The 24,413-nt window shown below is 68.8% G+C and carries 24 protein-coding genes; 13 read left to right on the top strand and 11 right to left on the bottom strand.

Going from position 1 to position 24,413, the window contains the following annotated elements; genetic code table 11:
• Positions 1–366 precede the first annotated feature (366 nt).
• The 3 genes from C8D87_RS40025 (at position 367) to C8D87_RS40015 (ending at position 3,836) form a co-directional block, all read left to right on the top strand.
• Positions 367–2,826, top strand: coding sequence for an ATP-binding protein (locus C8D87_RS40025; RefSeq protein WP_170154713.1), 2,460 nt, complete (start codon positions 367–369; stop codon positions 2,824–2,826).
• Positions 2,827–2,937: 111 nt separating this feature from the next.
• Positions 2,938–3,357 carry a hypothetical protein gene (locus tag C8D87_RS40020; RefSeq protein WP_109630652.1) on the top strand — a complete coding sequence of 140 codons (420 nt, stop codon included), beginning with the start codon at positions 2,938–2,940 and terminating at the stop codon, positions 3,355–3,357.
• Between the two features lie 50 nt (positions 3,358–3,407).
• The gene (locus C8D87_RS40015) at positions 3,408–3,836 is read left to right on the top strand and encodes a hypothetical protein (RefSeq protein WP_109630656.1); all 429 of its coding nucleotides are present in this window, start codon (positions 3,408–3,410) and stop codon (positions 3,834–3,836) included.
• A 37-nt stretch (positions 3,837–3,873) separates the two neighbouring features.
• Here the strand turns inward: C8D87_RS40015 and C8D87_RS40010 are convergent, their stop codons facing one another.
• Entirely contained in the window at positions 3,874–4,350 is a 477-nt protein-coding gene (locus C8D87_RS40010; RefSeq protein ID WP_109630660.1) for a macro domain-containing protein, read from the bottom strand.
• A 245-nt stretch (positions 4,351–4,595) separates the two neighbouring features.
• On the opposite strand from C8D87_RS40010, the gene C8D87_RS40005 reads away from it, so the two are divergent.
• On the top strand, positions 4,596–5,423 hold the full coding sequence (locus C8D87_RS40005) for an SDR family NAD(P)-dependent oxidoreductase (RefSeq protein WP_112231325.1): 828 nt from the start codon (positions 4,596–4,598) through the stop codon (positions 5,421–5,423).
• A gap of 31 nt (positions 5,424–5,454) precedes the next feature.
• Complete coding sequence (locus C8D87_RS40000) at positions 5,455–5,781, top strand: hypothetical protein (RefSeq protein ID WP_109630666.1); 327 nt, start codon at positions 5,455–5,457, stop codon at positions 5,779–5,781.
• Here the strand turns inward: C8D87_RS40000 and C8D87_RS39995 are convergent.
• Positions 5,765–6,583, bottom strand: a complete 819-nt coding sequence (locus C8D87_RS39995; protein ID WP_112231323.1) for a serine hydrolase domain-containing protein — start codon at positions 6,581–6,583, stop codon at positions 5,765–5,767. The genes C8D87_RS40000 and C8D87_RS39995 overlap by 17 nt on opposite strands.
• Before the next feature lie 23 nt (positions 6,584–6,606).
• Here C8D87_RS39995 and C8D87_RS39990 point away from each other — a divergent pair, with 23 nt between their 5' ends.
• Entirely contained in the window at positions 6,607–7,518 is a 912-nt protein-coding gene (locus tag C8D87_RS39990; RefSeq protein WP_112231321.1) for a ribonuclease Z, read from the top strand.
• Here the strand turns inward: C8D87_RS39990 and C8D87_RS39985 are convergent.
• Positions 7,463–8,320 carry an NAD-dependent epimerase/dehydratase family protein gene (locus C8D87_RS39985; RefSeq protein ID WP_112231319.1) on the bottom strand — a complete coding sequence of 286 codons (858 nt, stop codon included), beginning with the start codon at positions 8,318–8,320 and terminating at the stop codon, positions 7,463–7,465. The two genes, C8D87_RS39990 and C8D87_RS39985, sit on opposite strands and share 56 nt — an antisense overlap.
• A 66-nt stretch (positions 8,321–8,386) precedes the next feature.
• Between C8D87_RS39985 and C8D87_RS39980 the strand changes: the two genes are divergently transcribed.
• On the top strand, positions 8,387–8,593 hold the full coding sequence (locus tag C8D87_RS39980) for a hypothetical protein (RefSeq protein ID WP_109630680.1): 207 nt from the start codon (positions 8,387–8,389) through the stop codon (positions 8,591–8,593).
• Positions 8,594–8,730: 137 nt separating this feature from the next.
• Here the strand turns inward: C8D87_RS39980 and C8D87_RS48330 are convergent, their stop codons facing one another.
• Positions 8,731–8,943 carry a hypothetical protein gene (locus C8D87_RS48330; protein ID WP_233442508.1) on the bottom strand — a complete coding sequence of 71 codons (213 nt, stop codon included), beginning with the start codon at positions 8,941–8,943 and terminating at the stop codon, positions 8,731–8,733.
• 33 nt (positions 8,944–8,976) lie between these two features.
• On the opposite strand from C8D87_RS48330, the gene C8D87_RS39975 reads away from it, so the two are divergent.
• The gene (locus C8D87_RS39975) at positions 8,977–10,218 is read left to right on the top strand and encodes an ATP-grasp domain-containing protein (protein ID WP_233442507.1); all 1,242 of its coding nucleotides are present in this window, start codon (positions 8,977–8,979) and stop codon (positions 10,216–10,218) included.
• Positions 10,219–10,224: 6 nt separating this feature from the next.
• On the opposite strand, the gene C8D87_RS39970 is transcribed toward C8D87_RS39975, so the two are convergent.
• Positions 10,225–10,989 carry a hypothetical protein gene (locus C8D87_RS39970; protein WP_112231315.1) on the bottom strand — a complete coding sequence of 255 codons (765 nt, stop codon included), beginning with the start codon at positions 10,987–10,989 and terminating at the stop codon, positions 10,225–10,227.
• A gap of 62 nt (positions 10,990–11,051) precedes the next feature.
• Between C8D87_RS39970 and C8D87_RS39965 the strand changes: the two genes are divergently transcribed.
• Positions 11,052–12,257, top strand: a complete 1,206-nt coding sequence (locus tag C8D87_RS39965; RefSeq protein ID WP_233439141.1) for a DNA cytosine methyltransferase — start codon at positions 11,052–11,054, stop codon at positions 12,255–12,257.
• Between the two features lie 309 nt (positions 12,258–12,566).
• Positions 12,567–13,787: a thioester domain-containing protein gene (locus C8D87_RS39960; RefSeq protein ID WP_109630693.1), complete on the top strand. Its 1,221-nt coding sequence runs from the start codon at positions 12,567–12,569 to the stop codon at positions 13,785–13,787.
• Positions 13,788–13,865: 78 nt separating this feature from the next.
• Here the strand turns inward: C8D87_RS39960 and C8D87_RS39955 are convergent, their stop codons facing one another.
• Positions 13,866–15,179: a BNR-4 repeat-containing protein gene (locus C8D87_RS39955; RefSeq protein WP_233442506.1), complete on the bottom strand. Its 1,314-nt coding sequence runs from the start codon at positions 15,177–15,179 to the stop codon at positions 13,866–13,868.
• Positions 15,180–15,368: 189 nt separating this feature from the next.
• On the opposite strand from C8D87_RS39955, the gene C8D87_RS39950 reads away from it, so the two are divergent.
• Both C8D87_RS39950 and C8D87_RS39945 read left to right on the top strand, forming a co-directional pair.
• Positions 15,369–15,542: an antitoxin gene (locus tag C8D87_RS39950; RefSeq protein ID WP_109630700.1), complete on the top strand. Its 174-nt coding sequence runs from the start codon at positions 15,369–15,371 to the stop codon at positions 15,540–15,542.
• The gene (locus C8D87_RS39945) at positions 15,539–16,180 is read left to right on the top strand and encodes a putative glycolipid-binding domain-containing protein (protein WP_112231311.1); all 642 of its coding nucleotides are present in this window, start codon (positions 15,539–15,541) and stop codon (positions 16,178–16,180) included. The genes C8D87_RS39950 and C8D87_RS39945 overlap by 4 nt, the downstream gene beginning before the upstream one ends.
• 82 nt (positions 16,181–16,262) lie before the next feature.
• Here C8D87_RS39945 and C8D87_RS39940 read toward each other — a convergent pair whose 3' ends face one another.
• Complete coding sequence (locus tag C8D87_RS39940) at positions 16,263–18,377, bottom strand: S9 family peptidase (RefSeq protein WP_112231309.1); 2,115 nt, start codon at positions 18,375–18,377, stop codon at positions 16,263–16,265.
• Between the two features lie 25 nt (positions 18,378–18,402).
• Complete coding sequence (locus tag C8D87_RS39935) at positions 18,403–19,008, bottom strand: DUF4097 family beta strand repeat-containing protein (RefSeq protein ID WP_112231307.1); 606 nt, start codon at positions 19,006–19,008, stop codon at positions 18,403–18,405.
• Positions 19,009–19,208: 200 nt separating this feature from the next.
• On the opposite strand from C8D87_RS39935, the gene C8D87_RS39930 reads away from it, so the two are divergent.
• Positions 19,209–19,922: a GbsR/MarR family transcriptional regulator gene (locus C8D87_RS39930; protein ID WP_112231406.1), complete on the top strand. Its 714-nt coding sequence runs from the start codon at positions 19,209–19,211 to the stop codon at positions 19,920–19,922.
• Here the strand turns inward: C8D87_RS39930 and C8D87_RS39925 are convergent.
• The 3 genes from C8D87_RS39925 to C8D87_RS39915 are packed head-to-tail and all read right to left on the bottom strand — an operon-like array spanning position 19,919 to position 24,411.
• Positions 19,919–21,103, bottom strand: coding sequence for a thiolase family protein (locus C8D87_RS39925; protein WP_112231305.1), 1,185 nt, complete (start codon positions 21,101–21,103; stop codon positions 19,919–19,921). The genes C8D87_RS39930 and C8D87_RS39925 overlap by 4 nt on opposite strands.
• A gap of 17 nt (positions 21,104–21,120) precedes the next feature.
• Complete coding sequence (locus C8D87_RS39920) at positions 21,121–22,842, bottom strand: hypothetical protein (RefSeq protein WP_112231303.1); 1,722 nt, start codon at positions 22,840–22,842, stop codon at positions 21,121–21,123.
• A gap of 9 nt (positions 22,843–22,851) precedes the next feature.
• Complete coding sequence (locus C8D87_RS39915; protein ID WP_112231301.1) at positions 22,852–24,411, bottom strand: fibronectin type III domain-containing protein; 1,560 nt, start codon at positions 24,409–24,411, stop codon at positions 22,852–22,854.
• Positions 24,412–24,413: the final 2 nt, after the last annotated feature.

Here is a 24,413-nt window from a genome sequence, read left to right as displayed (position 1 = left end):
CTACCAGGGGAAACGTACCTACACGGACTGTTGTGGACGGTCTTACCGACAACTACGGATCAGAAGGTTACAGGTTCGAATCCTGTCGAGCGCGCCAGATCGTTGGAGCCCCTTGTTTGCGGAAACGCAGACAAGGGGCTTTTTCGGTGTTTGTGGGGCCGAGCCCTCACACGCCAGCCAGGGAAGCCTCCGGCCATGCGGGGCTGTGCCCTGCACGGGGAGGTCGTTTCCTTCCAGAGTTGTGCCAGTACCCGGCCAATCCTTGATCCGGTGATCGTTGGCAACGGTCGTGAGCCGCCGGGCGTATACGTTCTGGATGCAGTTGGTCACGCAGGGGGAGGGCGTGTGGGGGCAGATCCTGAGCAGGTGAAGACTCGGGCGGACCTGGTTCGTCAGCTCGAGGTTCTCCGGGGCAATGCAGCGCGGGGCACCGGGCGCACGAGGGTGTCGCTGGCCGACCTGGCCAAGCGGATCGAGGTGCCCAGGTCGACCGTCCACACCTACCTGACGGGCCAGACGCTGTTGCCCGCCGAGGTGCTGGACCGGATGGTCATCGCGCTGGGCGGCACGGCGGATGATCAACGGCTGTGGGCGGACGCCTGGGACCGGGTTGCCGCGCACGAGCATTCGAGCAAGCAGGTACCGGTTGTTGCGGCGCCGAGACAACTGCCGGCGGACATCACCGCGTTCACCGGGCGGGAGACCGAGATCCGGGAACTCGACGAACTGCTGAAGCGGCCGGGGCGGACTGCAGTGCTGTCGGCGATCGCGGGTACGCCTGGCGTGGGGAAGACGGCGCTCGCGGTGCACTGGGGGCACCTGGTGGCCGACGAGTTCCCGGACGGCCAGCTCTACCTGAACCTCCGCGGGTACGACGTCGGGCCGCCGGTGTCCGCCGCCGACGCGGCACTGACGTTGTTGCGGGCGTTGGGGATCAGCGAGGTGCCGCGGGGCCTGGACGAGCGGACCGGCCTGTTGCGGTCCGCGCTGGCCGGCAGGCGGGTGCTGCTGGTTCTCGACAACGCGAGCAGCGCTGAACAGGTGCGGCCCCTGCTGCCCGCGACCGCCTCCTGCTTCGCCGTGGTCACCAGCCGGGACGCGCTCAGCGGTCTCGCCGTCGTCGACGGCGCGCACCGGCTCGACCTCGACGTGCTGACGGTGGAAGAGGCCGTGCAACTGCTCAAGACCCTGCTGGGGCAACGCGTCTACTACGAAAGGCAGGCGGCGATCGAGCTCGCGGAGCTGTGCGCCCGGCTGCCGCTCGCGATCCGGATCGTGGCTGAGGTCGCGCGGCACGAGCCGTTGACCCGCGTCGTCCGCGACCTCCGGGCCGAACGCCTCGACCTGCTCGACAGCAGCGGCGACCCGCGCAGCATGGTGCGTGCGGTGTTCCACTGGTCGTACCGGCAGCTCAGACCGGAGGCCGCCGAGCTCTTCCGGCTGCTCGGGCACCATCCCGGCCGCGACTTCGACGTGCCGCTCGCTGCGGCACTCATCGGCACCGACCTGGCCGATGCCGCGCTGCGCGTCGAGCAACTGGCCAGCGCGAGCCTGGTCCAGGGCGACGGCCGCTACGAGATGCACGACCTGCTCCGCGCCTACGGCCGGGAACTGGCGGCGGACCCGGATGCCGCCGTGCGGTTGATCGACCATTACGTCGACGCACACACCGCGGCACTGGCGCTCGTTTATCCCCGCAACTTCGATCTGGACGAGCGGCCGGAGGCCCCCTGGCTGACGGACGCCGGCACCGCGCGGGAGTGGCTGAGCGCCGAGGCGGACAACGTGGTCGAGGTCGTTCAGCTCGCGGCCGACAGGGGGATGGGGGCAAAGGCCCGTCGGCTCGCGCACGTGGCCAAGCGGCACCTGGAAACCACCTCCCGCGGTCCGCAGGCGATGCGCATGCACCACGTGGCGCTCGACACCGCGCGAGCCGACGGTGACCTGCCAGGCGTTGGTGAGGCGTTGCGCAACCTCGGTGCGACCGCGGAGGCGATGGGCAGGCAGCCCGAATCGCTCGACTGGCTGCGGCAGAGCACGGACGTGTGGCGGCGGCTGGACAACCGTCGGCGCCACGCCGAAACGTTGAGCAGCATCGGCATCACGCTCGGCTCGCTCGGCCGTCTCGACGAGTCGATCGCCGCCCACGAGGAGTCCATCGAGCTGCTCCGGCAACTCGACCGACCGCACCAGCTGGCCATCTGCTTGCTGAACCTCGGCGTCACCATGGAACAGCGTGGTGAGCTGGACCGCGCCCTGACCAACCAGCGCGCGGCGCTGGAGACGTTCCGCGCTGTCGGAGATCAACTCGGCCAGGCTCACGCGTTGACCAATCTCGGCAACGTGCTCAACCAGCTGGGCGAGCACGGCGAGGCGCTGTTGATGTTCGACCAGGCGCTGGCCGCCTACCGAGCGATGGGCAGCCGCGTCGGCGAGGCCTTCGTGGTCAAGTTCCTCGGTTCGGTGCACGTCGCGAAGGGCGAGCACGACCTCGCGATTCCCCGGTTCGAGGAGGCACTTCGGATCTCCCGCGAGGCGGGGGACAGGTCACTGCAGGCCGAGCTGCTCAACCACCTCGGTTTCGCGCGCGACCTGGCAGGCGACCAGATCGGGGCACGCGAAGCGCACCACGACGCGCTGGCCCTGGCCGTGGAACACGGCTACCGGCTGGAGGAGGCGAGAGCGCTGGAAGGGCTCGGCGCTGTCGCCAGGGCCACAGGTGCCGCGGTGAGCGCGAAACGGCACTGGCGCCAGGCGTTGGAGAGGTACGAGGCGATCGGCGTGCCGGACGCGGAAAGGCTGCGGGCGGCGCTCGCGCAGCTGTGACCGTCCAGAGTTTTCCAGCTCTGTCCAGATGGAGGCCCTGAACCAGATCTTCGCTGGTGAAGTGTGCGTCAGCACCCCAACGGGCGGTGCGCACAACACGAGGGGGAACTCGTGAACACCAGGAAGATCCTCGCCGGGGTACTTGCCGCCGGAGCGATGGCGCTGGCGGCACCCGCCGGCGCGCAGGCGGCCGTTCCCGACGACCCGTACGGCTTCTGCTGGCCCTCTGCGTCGGACTGCGCAAACGGCACCAGCGGCACCATCGTCTGGAGCAACCGGACGGCAACGGCGACCGGCACGATCTGGCACTACAGCGGGTCGGGCTCGTCGCAGGCGCAGTTCCGCGCGTTCGCGGGTGACAAGCAGATCGGCAAGCTGGACACGCGGACGGTCCACGCCGGGGGTGCGGACGAGGGCTACAGCGTCGGCCTGGGCGACACCGACCTGCGCGGCGGGATCAACCGCGTCGACATCCGCTTCTGCTCCCCGACGCTGACCAACTGCTCGGTCTGGGCCCACTTCTACAAGTGACCTGACGCCCGCTGCCGAGGCGTGTACGACACCGAACGAGAAGAGAGACCGTGATCATCAAGAAGATCGCCGCCGGAGTCCTGGCGGCCACCGCCGTTGCCGTGGCCGCGCCCGCCGCGGCGCACGCGGACACCGACACCGGGTTCGCGCTTTGCGACACCCGCGCCTGCGACAACAACTTCGTGATGGGCAAGATCACCTGGCACAACCGGACGGCCACCGTCTCCGGCCACGTGGTGGACAGCGGCCCCGGCTTCACCGTGGCGAAGTTCCGCGCGTACGCCAACGGCAAGCAGATCGGCAAAGAGGTGTCGCGCTACACCGATGACGCGAGCACGAACCCGGATCTCAAGTCGCCGAGGGCACTCGGGTTCGGCCTCGGTGACACGAACCTGCCTGGCGGGATCGACAAGATCGCAATCTTTCTCTGCTTCACCGAGACCACGTGCCAGTACAGCATGACCGTGCCCAAGCCCTAGTTGCTGAGCAGGCCCCGTCTCCTGCTGGAGACGGGGCCTAGTCGAAGTCGTACACCGTGGTGGCGACGTCCTGCGCCAGCAGGGTTTCCGCGATGAGCGGTTCGATCCGCTCCCACCGCCCGCCGGCCAGGCCGCAGCCGATGCGTGGCATGTGCACGCTCGCACCGAGCCTCTTGGCGTGCTCGGTCAACGCGACCAGGCAGCGCTCGATCGCGTCGTACCGGACCGGCGGGCCGTTGCTCCCCGTGCGCGTGCCTCGCTGGCCCACCATGTTCGCCACCCAGGTGTCGCCCTTCACCTGGACGAGCTGCACGGCCCCGAGCCCGAAGTCGTTGCCCGCCCGGCCCCGATGCCACTCGCGGTAGGCCCGTTCAGGCTCCGGCCAGCGCTTCGACACGGCCAGCACGAAGCCCTTGCCCCATCCGCCGAGGTCGTTGCAGACATGCGCGATGATCTTCGGCCCCTTGGCCTGAGGGCTCGTCGCATCGCCCTTGATCACCCGCAACGTCTGCATGCCGCCGATGCTGCCCTCGCGGTGGTGGCCCGTCGACGCATTTCTCGCGACAAGGTGAGCGAGTCACCATTCTTCTACTGTTGACGAGGTCGGACAGCAAACGATTCCACAGTGGTTGATCTGCGGAAATCGGTTCCGATATCGGAATGACCGGTCGTCGCTCCAAGTACGCCGTTCGGCGCGAACAGAGGCCATTCGTCGACGTGACGGACTGCTGAGATGGTCACTTTGGCCACACTCGAGGGATGGCGATTCTGGCGGGCAAGGCCGTTGTGATCACCGGTGCCGGGCAGGGTTTGGGTCGTGCGTTCGCCACTCACGCGGCCGCGGCCGGGGCCGCTGTGGTGGTCAACGACGTCGACGAGCCGCTCGCCAAGCAGGTCGCCGACCTCATCACGCTCCGCGGCGGCAAGGCCGTCGTCAGCGCCGGGCCGGTCCAGGATCCGGAGCAGGCCGAGGCCATGGTCGACACCTGCACGGCCGCCTTCGGGCGGATCGACGGGCTCGTCAACAACGCGGGCATCCGCTACCAGGCCGAACTGGGCCAGGACGACCCCGGCCGGATGCGTGAGCTCATCGAGATCAACGTCCTCGGCACGCTCTACTGCACCAACGCCGCCGTGCAGACCATGCGGCGCGGGTCGATCGTCAACCTCGGCTCGGTCGCGATGGTCGGGCAGCCGACCGCACTGGCCTACAGCGCGTCCAAAGGTGCCGTCGCGAGCATCACGGCGGGCGCGGCCGCGGAGCTCCAGGACAAGGGGATCCGCGTCAACGCCGTGTGCCCGGTCGCCTGGACCCGGATGTCGGCCGCCGACACCAAGGCCGTCCACAGCGGACCACCGGAGACGATCGCGCCGCTGGTCACGTACCTGCTGAGCGACCGGGCGGTGAAGGTCACCGGGCAGCTCATCCGGTTCGCCAACGGGCGGCTGCACGTCATGGGACAGACGAGCCCGAAGGAACCGGTGCTCGACAGCGACGAGTGGGACGTCGAGAGCATCGCCGAGGCCTTCGAACGGCAGCTCGAGCTGGAGGACCCGGCGTGGGTGCGCTGGGGTGTCGGAAGGTGACGCGAGCGGCTCGACGAGGCAGAGTTGCCGTGTGGAGCAGCGGGAGATCATGCAGCGGGCGCTCGGCGTCCTGACGCTCAGCTACGACGGTGCCGAGTCGGGCGACTACCTGCGCACTGCCCTCAAGTCGTTGCAGGAGGGCGTGTTCAGCTACGAGGTCAAGGTCGACGGCGAGCTGAACGAGGCCGGCGCGCAAGCCCTCAAGCAGGCCATGGACCAGGTGCTGTCGCAGTTCGGCTGGTTCACCGCCGGCCTGCTCTACGCCTTCCACGGCGTCGCGCAGGCGTACGAGAACGACTACGAGGACGCCGACGTGCAGGAAGTCCTCCGCCAGCTGGCGCTCAGGCTTGCTGACTGAGCTCCGCGCGGACGCCGTCGGAGAACGGCGTCCACGCCTCGACCGCCCACGGTCCGAAACGCAGATCCGTCAACGTGACACAGGCCGCGGAAATGTCCGGATCGACCCACAGGAACGTCCCGGACTGCCCGAAGTGCCCGAACGTCCGCGGCGAGTGTGAAAGCCCGGTCCAGTGCGGCGACTTGCCGTCACGGATTTCGAAACCGAGGCCCCAGTCGTTCGGCTTCTGCATGCCGTAACCGGGCAGGACGCCGTTCAGCCCCGGAAACACCACCGAAGTCGCCTCGCGAACCAGCTCGAGAGAAACCAGCTTCGGCGACAACAACTCGGCGGCGAACAACGCCAGGTCAGCAGCGCACGACTCGGCGCCGGCCCCGGCCGAGCCGACCAACGCCGAGGAGCTCATCCCCAGCGGCGCGAAGACCGCCTCGTGCAGGTACGTGGCGAACGGCATCTCGCAGGCGTCGCCGACGAACGAGGCCAGCACGTCGAAGCCCGCGTTGGAGTAGATCCGGCGCGTCCCCGGCGCGGCCTGCACCTCGGGCTTGTCGAACGCGTACCCGGCGGTGTGCGCGATCAGGTGCCGCACGGTCGCCCCGGGCGGCCCGGCCGGCTGGTCCCACTCGACCGCGCCCTCCTCGACCGCCACCAGCACCGCGTAGGAGGTCAGCAGCTTCGTCACCGACGCGAGCGGGAACACGCGCTGCTGATCGCCCAACGAGCCCACGACGGTCCCACCCGACACGACGGCCACCGCGACGTTCGAGGCGGGCCACGACGCCGCCACTTCCACGCTCTGCATGGGACAGACGTTAACGTCAGGGGGTGACAGTCCGGGAACTGATCGTCCTGGGAACGGCCAGCCAGGTTCCCACGCGCCAGCGCAACCACAACGGCTATCTGCTGAGGTGGGACGGCGAGGGCCTGCTCTTCGACCCCGGCGACGGTTCCCAGCGCCAGCTGCTCAGGTCGGGCGCGGCTGCGAGCGACATCACCCGGATCTGCATCACGCACTTCCACGGCGACCACTGCCTGGGCGTGCCGGGCATCGTGCAGCGGCTCAGCCTCGACCGGGTCCCGCACACCGTCCACGCCCACTTCCCGCGATCCGGCGCCCACTTCTTCGAACGCCTGCGCTACGCCAGCGCCTTCTACGACGCCGCGGACATCAAGGAAGAGCCCGTGGACGAGGACGGTCTCGTGGCCGAGGGCAGGTTCGGCAGGCTGGAGGCGTACCGGCTCGACCACGGCATCGACAGCTTCGGCTACCGGCTGATCGAACCGGACGGCCACCGCATGCTTCCCGACAAGCTCGCGGAGCACGGCATCCGGGGCCCGCAGGTCCGCGTCCTGCAGCGAGACGGTGTGCTCGACGGCGTCAAGCTCGAAGACGTCAGCGAACCCCGGAAGGGTCAGAAGTTCGCCTTCGTCATGGACACCCGCCTGTGCGACAACGTGTACGAGCTCGCCGACCAGGCCGACCTGCTCGTGATCGAGTCGACCTACCTCGCCCGCGACACGAAGCTCGCCGGCGACCACGGCCACCTCACCGCCCAGCAGGCCGCCCGCGTCGCCCAGGACTGCCGGGTCCGCAAGCTCGTGCTGACCCACTTCTCCCAGCGCTACGACGACCCGGCCGAGTTCCACGCCGAGGCGGCGCGGGAGTTCGACGGTGAGATCGTCATCGCGAGGGACCTGGACCGGATCCCGGTGCCGAAGCGAGCCACTGGTCCCTGACGATCTCGTCGAGCGAAGAGTGCGCGGGCTTCCACCCCAGTGCGAGCAGCCGCGACACGTCGGCCCGCTGAAACCGCACCTCGCCTGGATGCGCCGGCCGCCACGTCACATCCACGGATCGTCCGCTCACCTCGGCGACGGCCGCGAGCACCTCCCGGACGGATGCCGGCGTGGCTCCGACGTTGTAGACCGCCGACTCACCCACCGCGCAGGACTCCAGCGCCACGACGAAGGCGGTGGCAACGTCCCGCACGTGCACGAAGTCGCGCACGGCCGTCCCGTCGCCGTAGACCTCCATCCCCGGCACCTCTCCAGCGGCCACGGCCACGGCTCGGGTGATCACCCGACTGGTGTCGGTGTCACCGCCTCCAGCGACGTTGAACAAACGCAGAGTGGTCGCCCCGATCCGCCCGGACCGCGCCGCCCACGCCACCAGATCTTCGGCCGCGGCCTTGGTCGCCGCATACGGCGAGGACGGCTCCCGAACGGACTCCTCGGTCAGCGCGACTGCGGAGGGCCGGTAGACCCCGGAAGTCGACGCGAGGAGGAATCGCTGGCCCTCCAACGCTTTGAGCAAGTTCAGCGTCCCGCCCACGTTCACCGAGTAGTACCGAAGTGGATCTTCGAACGACTCCCGCACACGGCCGAGTCCGGCCAGGTGGACAACGGCGTCCGCGTCGATCGGCTCGAACGGCTCGGACAGGCGCTGACGCGACACAACAGGTTCATGACCGTGAACCTGCAGTTCACGCACCACGGAACGGCCGACGTACCCAGTGGCGCCGGTCACCAGAACTCGCACAAGTTGACCCTAAAGGTCGACTGGGGTTGCGCCGATAACACACGAGTGAGTTACCCCCATCGCGCTGTGCACACAAGCATCGCCGGACTCCTGCACGACGTCGCCGTGCACGAGTTCAAGCGGCAGGAGTTCCTGCGCAACGTGGCTGAGATCGTGGGAGCCGCACCCGCGCCCCAGCCCGCAGAGCTCACCGCTCCGCTTCAGGCGATCAACCCCAAGCGCAGCTTCCTCAACCGCGTTGACCAGGTCCTCCGGGACGCGGCACGCGCCTAGGGCGCACCCAGTTCGCACTCAGATCATCGCCTGATCCACTTGCCGTTGGGCCCGCTGCGGCGGGCCTGCCGCAAGATTCATCCGGCTGTTGCCGGACCGTGCTTCGACACACATACCGGGTGGCTCTACGCTACGCGTCACCCGGCGATCGCCGGTCGCATCCTTCTGCTTCTTCTCAAAGCGGGTTCTCGGCGATGGATCATGTCTTCGCAGCGCTCAGCGAGCGCCTGGGCGGGTTGTTCGGTGACCGGTTGGTCGTGCTGGCCGGTGGCACGCGTTTGGCGAAACGGGCGCATGAGCTTCATGCGCTTGGTGCCCGCCATACGCTCGTGCTCGATACCGACGACCATGCCCCGCTGCATGATTCCGAGATCGCAAGGTGGGTGTCGCTGGGCATCAAGGGCGGCTTCGTCGCCGTTGAACAGCGCCGCCTGGGCAAGTTGCTGACCAAGCCGAGCGCCGAGGTGCGCGCGATCCTCAGCGACTTCGACCCCGAGGCCGAAGCTCTCGTGATCAGCACGCCCTACAACGAGATCGGCACCTTCCAGGGCCGTCCCGTGCTCAACGCGCGCGAGCACAAGTGGGCAGAGCTGGAGAACAAGACCACCATCGACGCGCTGTGGGACGAGCTGAGCGCTCGCCGCGCGCCCGCGATGGTGTTCGACCTCGACTTCGAACGCCTCTGGGGCGCCTCGGAGATCCTGGACCGCGGCGCGGGCGTCGTCTGGTCGGGTGACGGCCCGGCGATCAACGGCGGTGCCAACTTCGTGCGCCGCGTGCGGTCGTACGAGGAGGCCAAGGAGGCCTTCGACGTGCTCGCGCCCAAGTGCGAGCAGGTGCGCGTCATGCCGTTCCTGGAAGGCATTCCGGTGAGCGTGCACGGCATCGTGTTCCCCGACGGCACCGCGGTGCTGCGTCCGATCGAGATGGTCGTGCCGCGCCGTCAGGGCCAGGCCAAGTTCCTCTACGCGGGCTGCGCGTCCTACTACGACCCGCCCGTGTGGATCCGCGACGAGATGCGCAACCTGGCCCGCCGTGTCGGCGAGCACCTGCGCGAGACCGTCGGCTACCGCGGCACGTTCACGCTGGACGGCATCGCGACCGAGGACGGCTTCCTGCCGACCGAGATCAACACCCGCTACGGCGGCGCGATGGTCTGCTTCGAGGACGCGCTCCCGAGCCTGCCCCTCGCGCTGGTCCAGGTCGCCCTGGTCGCCGGTTGGGACCTCGGCATCTCCTCGATGCAGTTCGAGGAGCTCGTGCTGCAGGCGGCGGACAACTCCCGCTCGGGTGCGGTGGGCGCCAACGTGCGTGCCGTGCAGCCGACCCAGGTCGACGAGCGCCGCGTGATCTTCACCGGCTGGGCGTGCCGGCTGGCGCACCCGGACGAGCCCGCGCAGGCGACGCTGCGCCTGAGCCCGTCGCCGATCGGCGGCCGCCTGGATCTCGTTCTGCACCGCGAGAACATGCCCGTCGGGGCGCCCGTGGCCGCGCTGACCGTCGCGGCGTTCGCGCTGGCGGATCAGGAGTGGGGGACCGGCCTCGGTGCCCTGGAGCCCGCGATCGCGGTCGAGGACGAGGCCCAGTCCGAGCAGACGATGATCGAAGAGGCCGTGATCGCCTAGGACGGCCTACCAGGCGCCCTCGTCGCCGTACGCGGAGATGAGGGCGAACCGGTAGCCCATCAGGGCAGCGGCGACCTCGCGTGGCTGGTGCGCCGGACGCACCAGCCCTTCGCCGAGCACCTTCGGCCGCGGCAGGTCCACCCCGAGCAACTCGGGCGACCTCTTCAGCAGCGCCACGGCGATCTCGGCGGCGTCGGACAGCATCTCCTCGCCCGGCAGCTCGGTCATGTCCTGCATCAGGCCCGCGACGAACGCGGGCAGCTTCTCCGGCACCGCGCACGCCAGCGCCACGAGGCACGCCACCCGTTCGGACGCCAGTGCCTCGAAGATCTTCGGCGCCCCCTGGGCGACGGCGTGCCGGGTCTGGGTCAGCCAGTCGGGAGCGGTCCTCGGCAGCTCCCGGCCGAGAGCGTTCCACCGGCGGTGCGTGCGCCGGCCCTCCTCGGTGAAGCCCTTGCCCGCCAACGCCATGGCGGCCAGCAGGAAGATCACCCGATCGCGCACGTCGGCGGCGACCTTGTAGGACGCCCCCAGCTCCACCAGGTACGGCACGGCGCAGAACGAGGCCTCGGAGACCGTGTCGTCGGTCAGCAGCCGCTCGGCCAGGGAACGGAGAGCGTCGAGACGGACGCCGGCGTCGGCGTCCATCAGGGAGCGCAGGAGCCGCGGCACCCGACCGGCGCCACCCCGGCCGTCGTACACCTCGACCCAGGAAATCCTGTCGAGTCCGCGCAACGGGTCAGGCCGTTGCCAGGCACGCGGCAGCTCCATAGGGCGGAAAGGTACGGGATGTCAGGGAAGGCTCCTCGGAGCCTCGCCCGTACGATCTCGTGGTGTCCTTCTCGGTGGCCGACATCTTCTCGGGTGCGGGCGGCATGAGCTACGGCTTCCACGCCCACCGCGACTTCCGGGTCGTCGGTGCCGCCGACGCGCAGATCGGCAAGCCGTCCTCGCGCCTCGGTTCGTTGCGGTGCAACGACACGTACCGTGCGAACATCGGCGTCGACCCGTTGGAGGTCGACCTCTCCAAAGTGTCCCCGGCGGCGTTGCGCGAGGTGTGGGGACTCCAAAGAGGTCAGCTCGACGTCCTGCTGGCGTGCCCGCCGTGCTCGGGCTTCAGTCGCATCACCGCCCAGAACCACCTGCGCGACGACCCCCGTAACTCCCTCGTGGGCCGCATCGCGGTGTACGCGCAGGAGCTGCGTCCGAAGGTCGTGCTCGTCGAGAACGCCCGCGAGCTCGTCAAAGGCAAGCAGCGCCACCACTTCGACAGCCTGGCCGAAGAACTCACCAAGATCGGTTACTCGGTCGCGGGCGGCACGCACATGCTGTCCAAGTTCGGCCTGCCGCAGCTGCGCGAGCGGACGTTGATGGTCGCCGTCGACGCGGGCCTGCCGTTGCTCACGCTGGACGACCTCTGGGAGGGCAGGGTCATCCGCCCGTCGGCGATCACGGTCCGTCGCGCGATCGGCAAGCTGCCCCGCGTCGAGGCGGGCGTGGCGCACCCGGAAGACCCCATTCACGTGTCGCCGACGTTTTCTCAGGACCGCAGTCTCGAACGAATGCGTGCAATTCCCGCGAACGGTGGCTCGTGGGCGGATCTGCTCAGGTCTCCGGAGACCGCGGAGTTGTTGAATCCGGCACAACGCAAGATCGTCGAACAGCAGAACTGGGGTTCCCATCCCGACGTCTACGGCCGGATGTGGTGGGACGAACCCGCCAGGACCATCAAGCGGGAATGTGGCCACGTCGGCAACGGCCGTTATGCCCACCCGGAACAGCACCGCCTCTGCACGGTCCGCGAGATGGCTCTGCTGCAGGGGTTTCCGCGGCAGTTCCGCTTCGACGTCTCGATTCTCGGCAACGCGTACCGGCACGTCGGTGACGCTGTTCCGCCGCTGATCGCCTACCAGCTGGCGGGGCTGACGCGGTGGATTCTCACCGGTCGCCGTCCCGAAGCCCGCGAGATGTGCCTGCGCGGCACCTCACTGCGTCCCGGCGACATTCGGCCGGTGGAAGTTACCGAAATGGTGGCGTGATCTTTGAACCGCTGCGGGTTGCCATCCGTATCGGGACGCGGCAACAGATAACTGTTTGGCAACGAATCTAACGTCACCTGACAAAATTTATCCATCTTGGACCTATCCACTGTGGACACTCTGAGTAGCTTTTCGCTGCTCACGCACGGTTTGTAGTGATCTCCATACCTCACTCCATTGGGTGTAACTCGATCGGATAGTGTCCGCTCGCTTCCTGTCGGTTCAGTGTCGATCTCGACGTGCCGACCGTCCCGACGGATGACTGACTTCCCACCGCGTTCGGGCTAACTTCAGCGAGCAAGGAGACCCATGGCTTCCCGGTTGAGGATCGGCGCGGCGCTGCTGGGCGCCGTCGCCACCCTGGCGTTCACGGCACTTCCAGCCTCCGCCGACAATGTCATCATCATCCCGGACCGCGAGGGCCAGCCGAAGGGCGAGAAGGTCGCGCTGAAGAAGGGCGTCGGCCGCCTCCCCGCCCACGGTGAGAACTACCTCGACACCTCGCTCATCCAGCTCCGCATCAAAGGGCAGGACGAGACCAAGGTCCTCACCTACTGCGTGGAGCTGCCGACCGAGCTCAAGGACGGCGACCACCTCAAGGAGGTGCCGTGGGACAAGCACCCCAACGAGAAGTTCAACGAGGCCGCGGGCAAGGTCCTCTACGTCCTGACCAACTCCTTCCCCGGCATCTCGATGAAGGATGTCAAGGACAAGTGGGGCGAGCAGTTCTCCCAGGAGGAGACGATCGCTGCCACGCAGGCCGCGATCTGGCACTTCACCGACAAGTCTGAGCTCGACGACAAGGACGAGCGCAACAGCAAAGACGTGAAGACGCTGTACGCCAAGCTGGTCGAGCAGGCCGAGAAGAACCCGATCAACGAGCAGCCGAAGCCGACGCTGGAGATCGAGCCCGCCTCGAAGTCCGGCAAGTCCGGCGAGAAGATCGGCCCGTTCAAGGTCACCACGACCGCGTCCGAGGTCAAGCTGACCGCGAACCTCCCCGAGGGCGTCACCATCACCGACGAAAAGGGCAACCCGCTCGCGGTGAAGAAGAAGGGCGACGAGCTCGCCGTCCAGGGCACCGGTGAGAAGGTGTCCGAGTTCTTCGTGAACGTCCCGGCGAACGCTCCCGCCGGCAGCGCATCATTCCAGCTCTCCGCCGAGGCCAAGCTGTCGATCGGCCGCCTGTTCGTCGCGCTCGACAAGGCTTCCACCGGTGAGGACGAGGTCGCTCAGTCGCTCGTCGTCGCGCAGCCGCAGAAGGCCAAGGTCGAGAAGGAGGGCAAGGTCGACTGGAAGCTCGAGGTCAAGCCGTCCGAGCCGACCACGCCGACCACCACCACGACGACCACCACGGAGACCACGACTCCGACCACCACGACGACGGCCGCTCCGGCTCCGGGTGGCGGTAGCGACGACCTGGCTTCGACCGGTGCGTCGATCCTGTGGCCGCTCCTCGGCGGTCTCGTGCTCGTCGGTGCCGGTGCCGGTGCCCTGTTCGTCGTGCGCCGCAAGAAGGCCGGCGCCTGATAAGCAGTAGCACCCCTTAGACGAACGCCCCCAGGGTCCGCGCCGGTCCTGGGGGCGTTTGCCGTTCACTGCGAGGTTCTACCGGCGGCTGATCCCCGCCACGCTGATGTCGCCGTCAGCGATGGCGACGTCTCGTTGGGACGAGGCGCCGGAGAAGATCGCCCGTGCGGGGTCGCGGAAGTTCTGCACGACCTCGACGCGCTGCACCGGCTTGGCCGTCGGGATGACGGTCTCCGGTGTCCACGTGCGACCGAACCGCACCAGGTAGGTGTTCACGTTCGGCTTGCCGTCCTCTGTGGCGTAGACGCGCCACGTGAACGGGTCGATCGGCTCCATCTCACGGGTGCGCAGGCCCCGTGCGACTTCCTTGGTCTCCCACGAGCGACCGTTCCAGGTGGACATGTAGTTGCGCAGCGGTCCCTTGTCCGGGTCGCCCATGAACCACAGCAGGAACGGCTTGCCCAGCGTCGTGCCCACGAGCTGGATGTAGTCGGGCGACTTGACGTTGTTGGGCAGGGTCAGCGGGGTCTCCGCGACCTTCAGGTGCTGCTCCTGGTCGGCGTCGTCGATCTGGGTGCCCAGATCCCTGCCGGACGCCGAGTAGAAGTGCAGGTTCCGCGGGTCGAACCACGCGTAGTAGATGTTGCGGTGGTAGCGGTCGTGCTTGTTGCCCTCGAAACCGCCACCGGCGAGCGTGTAGACGATGCGCACCCGGCCGGAGTCCTCGAGCCGCAGCTGGCCGATGTAGATCTCGTTCATGTTGTCGGCGCGGGACGTCGAGCCGATCGCGAACTTGTGGCCCGTCAGCTCCGTGGAGGTCTTCCACGTCCTGCCGTTGTCCTTGGACACGACGTAGAGCATCGGGCGCGTGTCCGTCGGGACCGTCGGGTCGAGGTCACCGGTCGTCTCGCGGAAGAAGACGTAGATCGTGCCGTCGCGGGTGACGAACGGCATCGGGTACGTCGCGGCGTTCTTCGAGATCAGCGTCTCTTCCCAGACCCCGTCCGCCGAGTGCGGCTGAGGCGAACGGGACATGCGCAACTCGACGTTGTGCATGCCGCGGAAGATCAGCAGGTGCCCGTCCCTGGCCTGGACCATGGTCGGGTAGTTGTGCGCGTCGGAGTCACCGGCCGCGATCCGGTTGGGCGCGGACCAGGTGGCCTTGCGGTGGTCGTACGTCTGGACGTAGCTGTCCTCGTACTGACCCGCCCACGAGATGAACGTCTTGCCGACCTTGCGGTCGTAGACCCCACCCGCGACCGGGCGCCGGTCGCTGCGGGCGGCCACGGACGAGGCCGTGGTCGTCACCGTGAACTTCGCTTTCCCCTGAAGCTCGGCCGTGGCGTTGGCCGAGGAGACAGCGACGAGCGGCAACAGCAGTACTGCGGACATAACTCCACGCAGGAGCCGTGTCATGTGGCGTGTCCTCCTGGTTCTGGCCGCGACGGCGGCCGACCAGGCGGCGGCGGGGCCATCATCCGTGTCGCCGAGCCGAGTTGTCCAGGCGGAGTTAGCGTGATCGCGGCTATCAACACGCGGGCTCTACTCGGGTACCCTGCGTCAGGAGCGAAGGAGCACCACATGAACTTCGACGAGATCAAGAACAAGGCCATGGACCTCGCCGAGCAGCACCACGAGCAGGTCGACAAGGGCGTGGACGCCGCGGCTGATTTCGTCGCAGGCAAGTTCGGTCACGAAGAGCAGGTCGACTCGGTTGCCGAGAAGATCAAGGACATCCTTCCGGGTGGGCAGTGAACTCCTTCAACACCACTGACGCGGGGCGGGTCACCTCCAACGGGGAGACCCGCTCTCCTTCTGCCCGCAGGCCAGAGATGATCACCTGGCAGGGCCTGCACGAGCCGCGCCTGGAGCAGGTCCGCCTGCTGCTCTCGAGCGACCAGCGCCTCCGCGCCACCGGCCGCCTCGTGGCCGCGGGCCCCGACGAGCAGTTCAACGCCTCGTTCGAGGTCTCCGTGGGCGAGAGCGGCCAGGTGAACCGCCTGCTGCTGCGCACAGCCACGGTCCTTGAGGAGCGCCAGTGCTCCCTGTCGAGGACCGAGGACGGCGCCTGGCTCGTCGACCACGGCCAGGGCAGCAAGCGCGAGACGTTCAACGACGCGCTGGACGTCGACGTCCAGTTCTCGGTGCTGTTCAACGCCATCCCGATTCGCCGGCTGGGCCTGCACCGCGAAGAGGGCGAGCACAACCTGCCCGTCGTGCGGGTGTCGCTGCCGGATCTGTCGGTTCGCGCGGTCACGCAGACCTACAAGACGGTGTCGGTGGGCGACGACGTCTCGGTGGTGCGGTTCAAGAGCGGCGGCTTCGAGCAGAACATCAAGGTCGACGCCAACGGCCTGGTCGTCGAGTACCCGCTGATCTCGAAGCGGATCTAGCACCCGACGAGGACGCCGACCACCCTGCCCGTTGGCGAAGGGTGGCCGGCGCTCCAGTTCACTGTGAAGCCCGCGAGGGGTGTTAGACCATCTCGCCCAGCACCTCGGGGTCGATCATGATCGGCGCGGGTCGGTAGGCCGGCGGCTCCACCCCCATGAGCGAGCGGACCAGGAAGTCCCAGCACCGCGTCCGCACATAGGCCAGCCGGTCGATGTACAAGTGCTCGGCTCCGGGCACGATCAGCAGCTCGAACTCCTTGCCCGCAGCGATCAGCGCGTCAGCCAGCCGCATCGTGTGGTGCGGGTGCGCCGTGTCGTCCAGCTCGCCGTGCACCAGCAACAACTTGCCCTCCAGCCGGTCCGCGATCTCGACGTTGGAAGCCCGCAGCCAAGCCTCGGGGTTGTCCGGCCCGTCGCACGACTCCGCCCAGCCCAGCCCGATGCACCGCGCGTCGTGCGAGCCGGACAGCGCGACACCAGCGTGATAGGTCTCGGGGAACGCCAGCATCGCGCGCCCCGCGGCGAACCCGCCGCCGGAGTGGCCCATCACGCCCACGCGACCCAGGTCCATCCACGGGCGCGTGGCAGCCAGTTGGTGCAATGCCGCGACGTGGTCCTCCAGGCTGCCCGCGTCGGCCAACCGGCCGTAGGAGGCGTCGAGGAAGGCTTTGCTGCGGCCGGGGGTGCCTCGTCCGTCCAGGGCCACGACCACGAAACCGAGTGCTGCCAACGGTTCCGCGTCCATGCCCATGCCGCCGGGGCCGAAGCACGGGTCGACCCTGGTGACCTGCGGTCCAGGGTAGACGCTGTCCACCACCGCGTAGCTGCCAGACGGGTCGAACCCGCGTGGCTTGTACAGCACGCCGTAGATGTCGGTCGTGCCGTCAGCCGCCTTGACGCAGAAGCGTTCCGGTGCGGTCCAGCCCGTCTCGACCAGCCGCGTGATGTCGGCGCGTTCCAGTGAAACCAGCACGCGGCCGGACCAGTCGCGCACCGTCGTCACCGGCGGCGTGTCCACAGTGGACGCCGAGTCGACGAAGTACTCCTTGTTCTCCGACACGACCACGACGTGGTCGAGCGTGTCGTCGGTGACCAAAGCGAACCCGGTGCCGTCCAGGCCCACGCGGCAGACCGTGCGGCGGTAGGGATCGTCAGCCACGAGCCCGGACGCGGTGAAGTAGACGACGCGGGAGGTCTCGTCGACGTGCAGGATCTCGCGCACCAGCCACGAGCCCGAGGTGACCTGGCCGAGCAACGAGCCGGTGTGCAGGTCGTAGCGGTAGAGGTGGCCCCAGCCGTCGCGCTGCGAGAACCACAGCACCTCGTCGGCCAGCACCCGCACGATCGGCGTGCCGTACATGAACTGGTTGGGGCCGACGCGGTTGGATCCGGTCTCGCTCAGCACGACCGTGACCTCGCCGGAAGAGACGTCCATCCGGTTCAGGGTGAGGGTGTGCTGGTCGCGCGGCCTGCTGAGGAAGTACACCGCCGAGCTGTCGGAGGCCCACCACGCGTAGCCGAGCATGATCGGCGAGAACTCCGGCATGAGCAGCGGTTCGGTCTGGGCGCGGACCATGGTGCCGGCCGCGATGTCGAACACCACCAGCTCAGCCAGCGGCATGTCCGGGTCGCCGGGGTAGGCGTACCGCTGGGTGTGCACCCGAGGGCCGCTGCCGTCGGCAGGGCGGGTCTCGATCAGGTGCGTCTGGCGGACGTTGCGCTCGTCGGTGCGGTGGGCGAGGACCTTGGTCGAGTCGGGTGACCAGGCCACTGCGGGCGGCATGTGCGGCAGGCCGAACTTGCGCATCAACGTGCCGTAGCTCATGGCGTCCGGGCCGTAGCCGTACCCGTAGTTCTCCGAGCCGTCGGTGGTGAGGGCCCACTCGCGATCGCCGGACCGCGCCCACAGGTCGTGGCCGCGCCGCGAGACCGCAACCTTGCCGTCGGGCGAGGACACCTCCAGCGGGTTGCCGGGCGTCGGCAGGTACGGCGTGGGGTCGAAGCCCGGCTCACGGGTGCCCGCCGCCGGGTCGACCAGTACGAACCTGCGGTCGGCGCCGTCGCGGACCTGGTACCAGAAGCGGGCACCACCGTCGATCCACTGTGGACGGATCTTGTCGCCGACGACGAGCTCGCCGGGGGCGGCCGAGCGGCGGAAGAGCTTCTCTGCGGCCTGGTAGTTCGCGGTGGTGCTCATGGTTTCTCCCCAGTGTTCGGAATTGTCAGAGGCTGCGCGCGGTGATGTCGCCGTACGCGGTGGTGGCGCGGATGGTCAGGTCGGTGGTGCCGTTGTTCTTGAGGGAGTTGCTGATCCGGCCGTAGGAGGTGCCGGCGTCCATGGCGGCGGACAGTCCGGCGGCGACGCCGATGGTGATGTCGCCCTTCTGGGTGTTGATCTCCGCGGAACCGGTGAGGCGGCCGACGCTGACGTCACCGGCCTGCGTGCTCAGTCGCACGCTCGCGGCCTCGTCGATCTTGATGTCGCTCTGCGCGGCGTCGAAGGCGATGTCACCGAGCCGACCGACGCCACGGAACTCGGCGCAGGCCGCCTTGGCCTCGACGCGGGAACCGGCGGGCAGCTGCACCGTGATCTCGACGGAGCCGGACGGGCCGAGGATCTTGCTCCCGGTCTCGCCCTTGATCCGCAGGACGCCGTCGGCGAACTCGACCTCGGTCTGCTCGGCGGCCTTCACGTCGCGGCTCTTCGAGGCGTTCGACGGGCGGACATCGACGGCGGTGTCGTCGCGGTCCGCGGCGATGAACTGGACGAGGCCCGCGGGGATGTCGAGAACGGCGGTGATCGGGGCGGTGGTGGCGAACGTCTGCATCTCTGGCTCCTGTAGCTCGTTGTTTCCGATGTGGGAAAAGCTACGTTGCGTTCATGGAAGTCGGCAATAAGCTTCGTTGCACATGATCTACATAAAAGCAGTTCAAAGCCCATATATTGTTGCAATGGGCCCGACGGATGAATGCAACGATCATGCGTAACGCGTTGCAATGATGTGTGGGTGAACGCTATGGTGGCGGCATGCCAGGAGGCCGACTCACCCAGTCAGAACGTCGTCAGATCGCAGCGGGACTGGCCGACGGCCTCTCCTACGCGGAGATCGCCAGAGGCCTGGACCGTCCCACCTCGACGGTCACGCGCGAGGTGATGCGGAACGGCGGCCCCGCGGGCTACAAGGCCGACATCGCCCACCTCGCCACCGAACGCCGCGCCCAGCGGCGCAAGCAGGCGGCACCCAAGGGTCGGCAGGTACCCCAGCGGGCCGACGGGCGTGACCCGGAGGCGGTGCGCGAGTTCGAGGAGACGTTCTCCGGCATCTTCGTCGGGCAGGGCCTGCCCAAGATGACGGCCAGGGCGCTCGCCAGCCTCTACGCCACCGACTCAGGCAGCCTCACCGCGGCAGAGCTGGTCGGGCACCTGCAGGTCAGTCCGGCGTCGGTCTCCAAGGCGATGTCGTACCTCGAAGCCCAGGGCCTGATCGGCCGCGTGCGCGACGAACGCCGCCGCGAGCGTTATGTCGTCGACGAGGGCGACATCTGGTACCAGTCGATGATCGCCAGCGCCACCGGCACGAGGCAGCTCGCCGAGGCCGCGCGCCAGGGCGTCGGCGTTCTCGGCGCCGGCACCCCGGCCGCCACGCGCCTGGAGAACATCGCGCGGTTCCTCGACTTCGTGTCGGAGAGCATCGTCCGCGCGGCCGAGCAGGCCCGTGAGATCCTGCACTCCAAGAACTAGACCCGGACGGCGACCGCCACGCCCTGGCCGACACCCACACACGCGGCCGCGATGCCGACGCCACCACCACGCGCGCGCAGGTGCCGTGCCACGTCGATGATCACGCGCGGCATCGAAGCACCGAGCGGGTGGCCGTAGGCGATCGCTCCACCGTGGACGTTGACCTTCTCGCGGTCGATCTCCGGCAGATGGTGCAGCACCGACAGCGCCATGGCCGCGAACGCCTCGTTGATCTCCCACAGGTCGACGTCGGCGGCGTCGAGGTGCAGGCGCTTCAACAACTTCCGGATCGCCGACACCGGCGCGATCGTGAACCGGTGCGGCTCCTCACCGGTCGTCGCGCTGCCGAGCACCTCGGCGAGCGGCTCGACGCCGAGCTCAGCCGCCGTGGTCTCCGTGCCCATCAACGCGGCCAAAGCGCCGTCGTTCAACGGAGAAGCGTTGCCCGCAGTCACCGAACCGTGCTCCGAAAAGGCCGGCTTCAGCTTCGCGAGCTTGTCGAGGCTCGTGTCGGCACGGACGTTCTCGTCGCGCCGGACCGCGGTTCCGTCCGGCAGCTGCACGGCGAATGCGAAGCCCTCGTGCACGCCCGCATCCCACGCAGCAGCGGCGCGCCGGTGTGAGCGCAGGGCGAAGTTGTCCATCTGCTCGCGCGTGATGCCCAGTTCGTGGGCGACGTTCTCGGCGGCCAGGCCCAGCGGAACCGTGTAGTGCTTGGGCATCCGCGGGTTGACCAGCCGCCAGCCCAGGGCCGTCGACACGGTCTCCATCCGGTCCGGGAAGGCCTTGTCCGGCCGTGCCGTCACGAACGGCGCCCGGCTCATGCCCTCGACCCCGCCGACGACCAGCAGGTCCGCGTCACCGGAGACGAGCGCCCGCGCGCCCTGGACGACCGACTCGCCACCGGAGGCGCAGAGACGGTTCAGCGTCACGCCCGGCACGGACACCGGCAGGCCCGCCAGCAGCGCGGCCATGCGGGCCACGTTGCGGTTGTCCTCGCCGGCGCCGTTCGCGTCGCCCAGCAGCACGTCGTCGATGCGCGCGAGGTCGAGGCCGGGATAGCGGCGCAGCAGGTCGACGATCGGCAGCGCCGCGAGGTCGTCCACCCTGATGCCGGAAAGACCTCCGCGGTACCTGCCGAACGGAGTACGGGCTGCATCGAGGATGAGTGCGCGGGCCATGTCCCCATAGTGAGCCACTAGGGCTTCAACAAGAAGGGAACATAACCCGTTTCGGGGTGCACTTCTGGATCGGTGCTGAAGGCCCTGACCTCGACCGCATGCGCACCCGCCGCCAGTTGTGCGGTGTTCAGTGAAATCCGCCACCGGCCGGCGGCGGCCGGTCCGTCCGCCGTGGTCGGCACGGTCGCGACGTGGGTGCCGTCGAGCCGCACCTCGAACCCGGCGAGACCCGCGACGGCCGAGTCGAGGGCGCTGATGCGGACCTCCAGGACCACTCGTCCCCGGTTGAACGCGGCGCCGTTCTCGATGGGCTGGCCGCTCGCGTCGAGGACCTCGGGAACGGGGTCGGCGAGCACCGGCCGTGCGTCGACGAGCGGTGTGCCGGACTGGCGCTGCGGAGGGCTCTTGGCGCCGGTGAGTTCGACGTCGGTGTGAGTGACCTGGATGCGTTCCCGCGTCACCAGCGCGACGTTGAGGTTGTCGGTGAAGGCCTCTTTGGGCAGGTCGGCGACGGCCGGGTACTCCGCGCCCGGTTTCCACGGCGTGCCAGGCACGGCGGGGCGCAGCGGCACCTCGATGCCGTTGATCTTCACAGCAGCCACCGGCTCGCTCTCCCTCGACGGGATCAGCGCGATGCGCAGCTGGCCAGCGGTGACGTCCGGGATCGGCAGGGCACTGCTGACCGGGCCGTCGACGCGCACCTGCGGCGTGGGCACGGCGGGCGGCGCGTCGGCCTTGGCGGTCCGGTAGCCGATGAGGTCGATGCCGGCGCGGATCCGGTCGCCCGCGAGTGCCGCGACGCCGACCAGTGCCGTCGCCTCGCGCCACTCCGGCACGAACGGGCTGGTGGCGACGACTTCGCCGTCACGGGTGACCTGTGTGCCGTTCTTCGTCAGCACGATCTCCCAGCGCACGGTCACGCCCGGCACCGCGGCCGGGATGGCCTTGGTCGCGGTGCCGTTCGGGGCGAGCTCGACGATCGAGTTGCCGGAGGCGTCGGTGGAGACGGTCGCGCGGATGGCGTTGGGCAGCACCGGATCGCCCTGGACGCTCACCGGGCCGGGCACGAGATCCAGCAGCAGCTTGCCGCCGGTGCTCGGGGCGTCGGTCTCGATCACGAACCGGCTTTCGTCGTCGCTGCGGACGAACGGTGTGCGCGACCTCAACGACACCGCTCGCGTACCGCAGCTGCTGCTGACGACCAGCCGGTCGTGGTCCTCGCCGTCTCCCGACGTCGCGCGGGCGCAGTCGGTGCGCTTGGCGAGCCGCCAGCGTTGCAGGTCGGGTTCGTCTGTCTGGTCGAAGCGGTCGACGAACGTGTACTGGGCGCTGTCCGCGCGGGGTGTCGCCTTGGTCTTCGCGGGCTGGGACCGCTGGCCGAACGAGTCGACCGAGCGGATCTCGATCTGCTGCTCGCGCTCGTTCTCCAGGCCGTTGAGCTGCGTGCCCGGCCTGGTGACGAGCTTGGTCCGCTCGCCCCAGCGCACCTCGTAGGCGGGGGCGTCGCCGGACCAGTTGAGCTGGATCTTGTGGTGGCCGGTGCGCGCGACGACGTTCGCCGGTGCGCTCGGACGACCCGTTGGGCCTGGCACGAGCACCTGCTCCGCCTCGAACGGCTTCAGCTTCGTCGGCGGCGGGGGAGCCGTGGGCAAGGTCGACTCGCCCCCGTCGGTGTCGCGCAGCAAGACCACGCCGACCACCAACGCGAGCCCTGCGACGGCGAAGGCGACCCGCTTCATGCGGTCACGCTAAGGCGTTTTGCCCAGCTCGAACACGGTTTCGGTGGTAACGGGTTCACCATGGTCCGCCGGAAGGACGCTCAGCTTGAGCCGAGCGTGCGACCCGGGAGCCAACTTCTTCGCGTCGAGCCAGAACTCGTGCCTTCCCGGTACTGCTGCGCCCTGCTCGTTGGTCGGCAGCGCGACGATCCGCCTGCCGTCGAGCTCGAGCTCGATGCCGCGGTGCCCGATGGCGTTGATCTCGGCCGTGACGAGGATGCGGCCGTGGTGCGGGAGGGGCTGCGGTGGCCTGCTGCCGTCCTCGTGCATGACGTGCAGTCTGGGCCCGCCGATCTTGATCCCGCCCGGCCGGTCCGCGAGCTTCGGCAGGGTGCCGGGACGGCTCTCCGGCTTGCGGAAGACCACGAGCTGAGCCGGGTGGGCCGCCGCGACCTTCCTGGTGCCGGCCGGGAGGTCGGTGACCCCGACCTGGTTGCCCGGTTCCGGCGTGACGATCTTGGCCGCGACCGCGTCCTCCGGCACCTCCGCGTCCCGCAGCAGCGGGATGACCTCGGTGGGCAGGCAGCGTTCCGGTACACCGCCGACGCCGAACGCGTCCAGGAAGCCGCCGCCGTCGATGCGGATCCTGGGGTGGACCACCGGTTCCTTGATGGCCACCGGCTCGTAGGCGACCACGACACCGTCTCGCAGCGCGAGGACCGCGTCGGGAAGCACCCGCATCTCCCACCGGTGCCGCACGCCCGCCACGAGCCCGGTCAGCGGCGCGTCGCCGAGCTGGACCTGCTTGCCGGTGCGGGGCAGGTCGGGGTCCGCGACGATCCGCGTGCCCTGGGTGGTGATGTCGAGACTGACCGCTCCGCGGGGCTGGTTGTCGGTCTCGTTGAGGTACTGCCAAGGGGCGGGCAGCAGCGTGAGCTGCACGTGGCTCGATTCAACCGCACCCGCGACGCTGATGACCGCTCTGCCGGTCGCGCCGTCGCTCGCCGGCACTCCGAACCGGATGGGCGTGTTCGACTGGAACGCGGCCATCGAGCAGTCGACGTCGATGCGCTTGCTCGGCCCGAACGGCCGCAGCCCCAGGCACTCGGGCTCCGCCTCGATCCGCCACTTCCTCGGGTCGAGCGCCTCCGGCCCGTCGAACCTGTCCACCTGCCCGACGAGCTGGTCGTCCCACTTGTCGTCGTAGAGGTCCTTGGGCGTCGCGGCGATCTTGAGCGGTTCCGACCGCCTGCCGGTGGCGCTGACCGCCCGGATCTCGACCTCGACCTGCTCTTCGGGGCTCAGTCCCGGAATTTCGACCTCGGGGCCGGGCACGAGCTGTTCGTTGCCGTTCCAGCGCACCTCGTAGGCCGACGCCGAGCCGTTCCACGCGATCTGCAGCGCGTCCGCGTCGAGCGCCTGAGCCCTGGCGTTGGCGGGCTTCACGGGCTCCTGCTGCTGCACGGCCTCAACGCCGTCGTCGATCTCGCGCTTCAACGTGTCCGGCGCATCGCCCGTGCGCAGCGCCACGACAGCGGCGACGACGAGCGCGAGGCCACCGAGTCCACCGGCGAGCGTCCGTCGATCCACCC

Origin of the sequence: Lentzea atacamensis (genome assembly GCF_003269295.1) — a bacterium.
GTDB classification, from domain to species: Bacteria; Actinomycetota; Actinomycetes; order Mycobacteriales; family Pseudonocardiaceae; genus Lentzea; species Lentzea atacamensis.
This window is presented reverse-complemented; position numbering and strand designations above follow the sequence as displayed.